The sequence below is a fragment of the Elstera litoralis genome, from assembly GCF_000963705.1.
Lineage (GTDB): Bacteria > Pseudomonadota > Alphaproteobacteria > Elsterales > Elsteraceae > Elstera > Elstera litoralis.
Map to the genome: position 1 here is coordinate 1 of NZ_LAJY01000250.1, position 8111 is coordinate 8111.

The following is an 8111-nucleotide window of genomic DNA, read 5'->3' on the forward strand; positions in this document are numbered from 1 at the left end:
CCCCGGTCAAGCCGCTGCCCCTCGGCCTGGAGGGGGCGGAATGAGCGGGCGGATTTCGGTCGATGTCGCCATTATCGGCGGCGGGCTCGTCGGCAGTTCGGCGGCCTTGGCGCTGCGCGGGATGGGATTTTCTGTTGCCCTGCTGGACAAAGGTTTCTGCGGCGCGCAGGCCAGCGGCGTGAATTATGGCGGCGTGCGCCGTCAAGGCCGCCCGGTCGAACAACTGCCGCTGGCGGCCCGCGCTTCGGCGGTTTGGGTGCGGTTGCGCGGGCTGATTGGCATCGACGGCGAATATCAACGCTCCGGTCATCTCAAGCTCGCTCAAACCGAGGCCGATATGTCGGCGCTCGAAGCTTATGCTGAAACCGTGGCGGGCTATGGGCTCGATCTGCAATTGTTAAGCGCGGGCGGCTTACGCCAGCGCTTCCCCTGGATCGGCGACGGGCTGGCGGGCGCGTCCTTTTGCCCGAGCGATGGTCACGCGAACCCGCGTTTGGTGGCCGCGGGGTTTCCGGCGGCGGCACGGCGGGCGGGGGTGCAGGTGTTCGAGCAAACCCCCGTTATCGGCGTCACCCGGCAGGCGGAGGGGTTTGCGCTCGAAACCGAAACCGGGCCAAGCGTTCGCGCCGGGACCGTTATCAATGCCGCCGGGGCCTGGGCCGCGCCGTTCGCGGCGAGCTTTGGCGAGGCCTTACCGTTGAAGCGCATTTACCCGTCGATGATCGTCACCGAGCCGCTGCCGCCGCTGATGGACGTGAATATCGGCATGGAAGGCGGGGGGATTTACGCGCGGCAGGTGGAACGCGGGAACTGCATCGTCGGCGGCGAGCGCGGCCAGGCTTTGCCTGATCCCGATTTCTCCCGCCCGCGCAGCGCCGGCGCGCTCGCCATCATGAACCGGGCGGCAGAAATTTTCCCGGCGCTTAAACACGCCCACGCCATCCGCTTCTGGACCGGCACCGAGGGCGCGACGCCCGACAAAAACCCGATCATCGGCCCGAGCACGACCACGCCCGGCCTGATCCACGCCTTCGGCTTTACCGGCGCGGGGTTTCAGATCGCCCCCGGTGTCGGCGAGGTGCTGGCCGATCTGGTGCGCGATGGGCGCACCCAGACCCCCATTCACGCTTTTTCCCCGGCGCGCTTCCTTGCGCGCCGGGCCGCCGCTTCGCTTGCCACCAATGGACAGGCGCAAGACCAACAAAACGACCAAAAATCCGAACAGAGAGAAGGTTTTGCATCATGACGACGACCCGGACCATCCTCGCTTCAACCGCTGCCGCCGCGCTGATCCTCGCCGCCGGGAGCGCCGCTGCCCAAAGCAAAACGCTCTACGTGGGCATGAACGGCGGTAATTTCGAAAAGACCTTCACGCAAGCCGTTTTCCCGGACTTCGAGAAGGCCAACGACGTTAAAATCGTCGTCGTGCCGGGCGGCTCGGCGGATATTCTCGCCAAAGCCACCGCCGCCAAAGACAAGCCGCAGATGCATGTGATGTTTCTCGACGATGGCGTCATGGTGCGCGCGGTTGGCGCCGGGCTCTGCGAAAAGCTGAAGCCTTCCCCCGAACTCGGCGCGGTTCTGCCCAGCACGCGCATGAAGGACGATATGGCGGTCGGCATCGATCTCGGCATGACCGGCCTTGCCTATAATAAGAAGATGTTCGACGAAAAAGGCTGGGCCGCGCCGACATCCTGGATGGACCTTGCCGATCCGAAGTTTAAGGGCAAGGTCGTGTTCCAATCGGCCTCCGCTTCGTCCTTCGGCCTGCACGCCTTCCTCATGTTCAACCGCATTCAGGGCGGCACCGAAAAGAATGTGGAGCCGGGCTTCAGCAAATTCCGCGATATCATCGGCGGCAATGTGCTGGAGTTCATCCCCAGCTCGGCCAAAATCTCCGAAATGGTGCAAACCGGCGACGCCGCGATCTTCCCGCTGACGCCGACCGCCGTGGCGACCCTGAAGGAAAAAGGCATTCCGGTCGAATATGCCCAGCCCAAAGAAGGCTCGGTCGTGCTGATGGTGGCGCAATGCGTCATCGCCAATAATTCCGAACCTGCTCTGGCGCAAAAGCTCGCGGCCTATCTCCTGTCGGCGGAGGCGCAAAGCAAGGCCCTGGCCGCCGGGAACATCGTGCCCTCCAATCCCGCCGCCAAAGCGACGACGCCGGAAGCCGAACAGAAGCTCGCCGCTTTCCATACCAATATGAAAACCGCCGTGAATCTCGATTGGGACGCGATCAACGAAAAGCGCCCGGAGTGGAATAGCCGCTGGAATAAAATGATCGAACGTTAAGATTGGTTTTTCCGAGAGGGCAAGGTGCCCTCTCGGGCTCTCCCAACCAGGGCTGACGGCCCTGGACCGTGCCTTAGTTCACCTCGTTCCGCCACGGTGGGTTCGCCCCGGCGCGCGAACAGGTGATGGCGGCGCAGGCTGAGGCGAAGCGCAGGCTATCGCCTAAGACTTCGGTCGGCAGTTTGGTGAGCCGGGTCAGCGCGTCCCGTTCGCGCAGGGCCACCAGCAGCGCGGCGAGGAAGGTGTCGCCTGCGCCGATGGTATCGACCACGGTGATTTCCGGGGCGGGGACGTGGAGCGGGCCGGAGGCTTTGTGCCAGGCCGTCGCCCCGTGCCGCCCGAGGGTGAGCACGACCAGATCGGCCCCGTCTTTCAAAAACTGATCGGCCACGGCATCGGGGTTGGCGTCGCCATAGAGAAAGGCGAAATCCTCGTCCGACAGGCGAATGAGGCGGGCTTCTTTGGCGAAGGCGGCAATGCGTGCGCGAAAATCGGCGAGATCCTTCACCAGCGCCGGGCGGCAGTTGGGGTCGAGCGACACCAGCGTGTGCGGTTTGGCGCTGCGGGCCAGCGCCAGGGTTTCGGCGCTGGTCGGATCGTCGATGAGCGTGGTCGAGCCGATATGAACCGCATCGACCTCCGCCCACGGAAACCGGGCGGCATCGAACCGCCAGGCGCGGGCGGCGGTGGCTTTATCGTAGAAAGCATAGCGCGCTTGGGCGTCGATCAACTGCACGAAGGCGAGGGTATTCTGGTCGTCGCTGCGGTCGCAAAAGCGCAGATCGACGCCGGAGGCTTCGGCATGATCGGCGATCATCTCGCCGAAAATATCGGTCGAGAGCCCGCCGATGAACCCCGTCGGCGCGCCCAAACGGGCCATCGCAACGGCGATATTGAGGCAGGAGCCGCCGACGACCGGGTGCATTGCGGACTGCCCGTCCGGCGTCTGCGTCGGCATAAAATCGATCAGCGCGTCGCCGCAACTTAGGAGCCAACCTTGGGTCATATCTATCCTGCCATAATCGCGCGGCTGTGCCGGTCGAGAGCTTGCATAAGGGTGAAAACCTGTCGCTTCTTGCTATGGAAGGCGGCGATTGCGCCTTTTGTCGGGTCGGTAAGCACGCCGATGCGCGAAAGCGCCGCCATCGCCGCCCCCAGGCTCGTGAAGCGCCCGGCGGCCATCGCGCCGAGCATGGCTGCGCCGAGCAAAACCGGCTCGTTGGTAGTGGGATAGGCGACGGTGCAGCCAGTGCAATCGGCCATAATCTGCCGCACCAGGCCGACCGGCTGGCGCCACCGCTCATGACGAGGGTGGTGCAGGCGCGCCCCGCCGCGCGGAAGGCGTCGATCACCTGGGCCGTGCTATAGCCCAAGCCGCACAGGGCGGCGAGGTAGAGGCGCGTTAACCCCTCCAGCCCCGCTTCGGTATCGAGCCCCAGGATTACCCCGCGCGCGTCAGGATCGGCGAAGGGCGATCGGTTACCGAGCAGATCGGGGACGATGTGCAGGGTTTCGGTACCGAGCACGCTGCTGGACGCCGGGCCGTGCGCGAGTATTTCCCGTTCCAGCCATTCCAGCGGGGCGAGCGCGTCGGCCTTGGCGCGGGCCTCCAACTCCGGGAAGGCCGGGTGCAGGCGCAGCAGATAATCGATGGCGGCCCCTGCCGCCGATTGTCCGCCTTCGTTTAGCCAGAAGCCGGGGATCATCGCCGAGTGATACGGCCCCCAAATGCCTTTGACGAACAGCGGGGTTTCCGTGCTCGCCATAATGCACGCGGAGGTTCCCATAATATAGGCGACGCGCGCCAGCGGATCGGGCGCTTCGCCGTTCGGGCCAATCGCGCCAACGGTGCCGACGCCGCCTGCATGCGCATCGATCAAAGCCGCGCCGACGGGGGTGCCGGGGGAAAGACCGAGGTCGCGCGCCGCTTCCGCCGTTAGCCCGTCACCCAAGGCCGTGCCGGGTTCGACAATCTCGGTGCCGATGCGGCTGTAGCCTTCTTCCGGGAATTCCGGCAGGCCGATGGCGCGGAAAAAAAATCGCCGTCCCAGCGTTGCTCATGGGCAAGATAGGTCCATTTGCAGGTGACGGTGCAGGTGGAGCGGGCGAGGCTGCCGGTCGCCCGCGCGGTGAGATAATCAGACAGATCGAAGAAATGGGCGGCGCGCTTGAAGCTTTCCGGCAGGTGCCGCTTCAGCCACAGCAGCTTCGGCGACTGCATTTCAGGCGAGATCGAGCCGCCGACATACTCCAGCACCGGCGCGCCGCTTTGATTGATTTCGCGCGTTTCCGCCGTGGCGCGATGGTCCATCCAGACGATGATATTGCGCGCGGCCTCGCCGGTCGCGCTCACCGAAACCGGCTGGAAGGCGGCATCCACCACGACCAGCGAACAGGTGGCATCGACCCCGATTCCGGCAATCCGGTCGGAAGGTAGACCGGCGGCGGCGAGGGCCGCGCGCGTGGCGGTGCAGACCGCCGCCCAAATATCCTCGGCGGATTGTTCGGCGACGCCCCCCGGTCCGTGCCACAGGCGGATCGGGTGCTTGGCGCTGGCGAGCAAAGCCCCGCCCGCGTCGAACACCCCGGCCCGCGCGCTGCCGGTGCCGACATCGATGCCGATAAACGCCTGATCCATGCTGGAGCCCCTATTGCCGCGCCGCCTGCCCTTACCTCTACCAGCAGGTATAACCGCCATCCACTACAACGACACTGCCGGTCATCAGGCTTGCGGCATCGGAGGCAAGAAACAGCACGACCGAGGCGATTTCTTCGATCTCGCCAAGCCGGGCCATCGGGGTGCCGTCGAGCCAGGCCTTATACATCTCCGGCTTCGATTTCACGAACGCGTTCAGCGGGGTTGCGATATAGGTCGGGGCGACCGCATTCACCCGCACCCCGCGCGCCCCCCATTCGGCGGCGAGCGATTTGGTCAAATGATGCACCGCCGCTTTCGAGGCGTTGTAATAGCTCTGCCCCTGCGGCTTATTGACGATGAAGCCCGACATGGAGCCGATGTTCACAATCGTGCCACTGCCTGCTGCGAGCATGTGATTGCCGAATGCGCGGCAACACCAGAAGGTGCCATTGAGGTTCACGTCGAGCACATTCAGCCAATGCTCGTCGGTCACGGTTTCGGCGGGGGTCTCGCTGCGGGCGATCCCGGCGTTATTCACCAGAATATCGATGCGGCCATATTTGGCGACGGTTTCGGCGGCCACTTCGGTCACTTGCGCGCTATTGGTCACGTCCATCAGCACGGTATCGACGTCATAGCCTTTAGCCTTCATCAGGGCTTGGCCTTCGGCGGCAACCGCCGCGTCGAAATCCGCGATGATGACCTTCGCCCCGGCTTCGGCCAAGGCTTCGACCGAGCCGAGCCCAATCGCGCGTCCGCCGCCGGTCACGAGGGCGATACGGTTGGTGAGTTTGAATTTATCGAGATACATGGTGGTTCTTCCACAGCAGCAAAATATGAAAAAGGGGAGGGCGGCGGATTAGCTCATCCAATTGCCGCCATCGACGTTGAGGGTTTGGGCGACGATGAAATCGGCGTCCGCCGAGGCGAGGAACACGGCGGCTCCGGTATGATCCTCGGGCAAGCCCATGCGCCCGAAGGGCACGGCCTCGCCCACAAGGCGCTTCTTTTCGCCTAAGGGCCGGTTCTCGTAGCGGGCGAAGAGGGCATCGACCTCGTCCCACATGGGGGTATCGACGACGCCGGGGGCGATGCCGTTCACATTGATGCGGTATTTAATGAGATCGAGCCCCGCCGATTGGGTGAGGCTGATGACGGCGGCTTTCGTCGCGCAATAGATCGAGACCAACGCTTCGCCGCGCCGCCCGGCTTGGGAGGCCATATTGACGATCTTCCCGCCGGTGCCCTGCGCCACCATCTGCCGCGCGACGGCTTGCAAGGTGAAAAACAGGCCCTTCACGTTGACGGCGAAGAGGAAATCCAGGCTTTCCGGGGTTACGTCCAACACCGGCCCCATATCGAACACGGCGGCATTATTCACCAGAATATCGATGCGCCCGGCGGTGGCGACCACCTGGGCGACCATCGCGTCAATCGACGGGAGTTTGGTCACGTCGAGCGCCACGGCATGCGCCTTCGGTCCGAGCGCGGCGGCGGCTTTTTCGGCTTCGGCATGATCGCGGTCAGCGAGAAATACCGTTGCGCCTTCCGCCACATAGCGCGCGCCGATGGCAAACCCGATACCGCGCGCGCCGCCGGTAATCACGGCGACTTTAGTGTGAAGTTTCATAGTCGGATGGCCTTTCCGGCGGCGTCGAAGCGGTGCAGGCGGGTGGGGTCGGGGGCGAGGGCGACGGTTTCGCCGACCTTCAGCCCCACTTCCCCCTGCACCCGCGCCGTCATCGCGCCGATTCCCGGCACGTCGAGATAGAGGAAGGTGTCACTGCCCAAATGTTCGGCGGTGGTGATGGTGCCGCGCCAGCCGGGGCCGTCGCGGGTGGGGTTAAGGTGCTCCGGGCGGATGCCCAAGGTTTTCGCGCCGTGGCGCTCGGCTTCGGCCCCGGTGATGAAATTCATCTTCGGCGAGCCGATGAACCTGCGACGAACAGATTATCCGGGTGATCGTAAAGTTCCAGCGGCGAGCCCGCTTGCTCGAGCCGGCCCGCGTTGAGCACGACGATTTTATCGGCCATCGTCATCGCTTCCACCTGATCGTGCGTCACATAAATCGCCGTTGTGGCGAGTTGGCGTTGTAGGCGGGTGATTTCCTGGCGCATCTGCACGCGCAGGGCCGCGTCGAGGTTCGACAGCGGCTCGTCGAACAGGAATGCCTTCGGCTGGCGCACAATCGCCCGGCCAATGGCGACGCGTTGGCGCTGGCCGCCGGACAGCGCGCCGGGTTTCCGGTCGAGATAGGGGGTGAGGTTCAGCACGGCAGCCGCCGCATCGACCTTCTTGTCGATCTCGGCCTTCGGCATGCCCGCCATTTTGAGCCCGAAGGCGATGTTATTGCGCACGCTCATGTGGGGATAGAGCGCGTAGGATTGGAACACCATCGACAGGCCGCGTTTGGCGGGCGGCAGGTTCACCACATCCTGCCCGTCGATGAGAATCGCCCCGCCGCTGACATCCTCCAGCCCGGCAATCAGGCGGAGCAGGGTGGATTTCCCGCAGCCGGACGGGCCGACGAAGACGACGAACTCGCCATCATTGATGCTGAGATCGACACCGGGAATAACATCGACCGCGCCGAAGGATTTCTTGATGCCTCGAAGTTGGATCGCGCCCATAGGTCGCTCCTCCTAAAATTAGGTTATTTCACCGCGCCGAACGTCAGGCCGCGCACGAGCTGGCGCTGGCTGAACCAGCCGATGATAAGAATGGGGGCGATGGCGAGGGTGGATGCCGCCGACAGTTTCGCCCAAAACAGCCCTTCAGGGCTCGAATAAGCGGCGATGAACATCGTCAACGGGGCGGCGGCCCGCGTGGTGAGGTTCAGCGTCCAGAAGGCCTCGTTCCAGGCCAGGATGACGTTCAGCAGCACCGTGGAAGCAATGCCGGGCACGGCCATCGGCAGCAGCACGAACAGGATTTCCTGGCCCAAATTGGTGCCATCCATGCGGGCGGCCTCCAGGATCTCCTTCGGAATTTCCTTGAAGTAAGTGTAGAGCATCCACACCACAATCGGCAGATTGCCCATGCCGAGCACGACCAGCAGGCCCCAGCGATTGTCCAGCATCCCCGTATCGCGGAAAATCAGATAGATCGGCACCAGCGCGCCCACGGCGGGCATCATCTTGGTCGAGAGCATCCACAGCAGCACGTCTTTCGTGCGCTT

Annotated in this window: 10 protein-coding genes and 1 pseudogene; 3 read left to right on the forward strand and 8 right to left on the reverse strand. The window is 64.1% G+C overall.

Features of this window, described 5'->3' with window-relative positions:
• Together VZ95_RS10460 and VZ95_RS10465 are read left to right on the forward strand one after the other, a co-directional pair.
• Nucleotides 1-1246 (forward strand): NAD(P)/FAD-dependent oxidoreductase (locus VZ95_RS10460; RefSeq protein WP_232302599.1); only part of this gene is annotated, 1246 nt, incomplete at its 5' end.
• Nucleotides 1243-2295: an ABC transporter substrate-binding protein gene (locus VZ95_RS10465; RefSeq protein WP_045775789.1), complete on the forward strand. Its 1053-nt coding sequence runs from the start codon at nucleotides 1243-1245 to the stop codon at nucleotides 2293-2295. The genes VZ95_RS10460 and VZ95_RS10465, both read left to right, overlap by 4 nt.
• Nucleotides 2296-2368: 73 nt before the next feature.
• Here the strand turns inward: VZ95_RS10465 and VZ95_RS10470 are convergent, their stop codons facing one another.
• Nucleotides 2369-3301 carry a carbohydrate kinase family protein gene (locus tag VZ95_RS10470; protein WP_045775790.1) on the reverse strand — a complete coding sequence of 311 codons (933 nt, stop codon included), beginning with the start codon at nucleotides 3299-3301 and terminating at the stop codon, nucleotides 2369-2371.
• A gap of 2 nt (nucleotides 3302-3303) precedes the next feature.
• Nucleotides 3304-4082, reverse strand: a pseudogene (locus tag VZ95_RS29280) (FGGY-family carbohydrate kinase).
• Here VZ95_RS29280 and VZ95_RS27025 point away from each other — a divergent pair.
• A complete protein-coding gene (locus tag VZ95_RS27025) occupies nucleotides 4008-4235 on the forward strand; it encodes a hypothetical protein (protein WP_232302602.1) in 228 nt (75 codons plus the stop codon). The pseudogene VZ95_RS29280 and the gene VZ95_RS27025 overlap by 75 nt on opposite strands.
• On the opposite strand, the gene VZ95_RS27030 is transcribed toward VZ95_RS27025, so the two are convergent.
• From VZ95_RS27030 to VZ95_RS10495, 6 genes are all read right to left on the reverse strand, one after another.
• Entirely contained in the window at nucleotides 4232-4933 is a 702-nt protein-coding gene (locus VZ95_RS27030) for an FGGY family carbohydrate kinase (protein ID WP_232302600.1), read from the reverse strand. The genes VZ95_RS27025 and VZ95_RS27030 overlap by 4 nt on opposite strands.
• A gap of 37 nt (nucleotides 4934-4970) precedes the next feature.
• Nucleotides 4971-5744: an SDR family NAD(P)-dependent oxidoreductase gene (locus tag VZ95_RS10480; RefSeq protein WP_045775791.1), complete on the reverse strand. Its 774-nt coding sequence runs from the start codon at nucleotides 5742-5744 to the stop codon at nucleotides 4971-4973.
• A 48-nt stretch (nucleotides 5745-5792) separates the two neighbouring features.
• On the reverse strand, nucleotides 5793-6563 hold the full coding sequence (locus VZ95_RS10485; RefSeq protein WP_045775792.1) for an L-iditol 2-dehydrogenase: 771 nt from the start codon (nucleotides 6561-6563) through the stop codon (nucleotides 5793-5795).
• Nucleotides 6560-6850, reverse strand: a complete 291-nt coding sequence (locus VZ95_RS29765; protein WP_456297696.1) for a TOBE domain-containing protein — start codon at nucleotides 6848-6850, stop codon at nucleotides 6560-6562. The genes VZ95_RS10485 and VZ95_RS29765 overlap by 4 nt, the downstream gene beginning before the upstream one ends.
• Nucleotides 6847-7563, reverse strand: coding sequence for an ABC transporter ATP-binding protein (locus VZ95_RS10490; RefSeq protein WP_456297697.1), 717 nt, complete (start codon nucleotides 7561-7563; stop codon nucleotides 6847-6849). Before VZ95_RS10490 ends, VZ95_RS29765 begins: the two co-directional genes overlap by 4 nt.
• 23 nt (nucleotides 7564-7586) lie before the next feature.
• Nucleotides 7587-8111, reverse strand: a 525-nt coding sequence (locus VZ95_RS10495) for a carbohydrate ABC transporter permease (RefSeq protein ID WP_045775793.1), incomplete at its 5' end; no start/stop codon positions are given.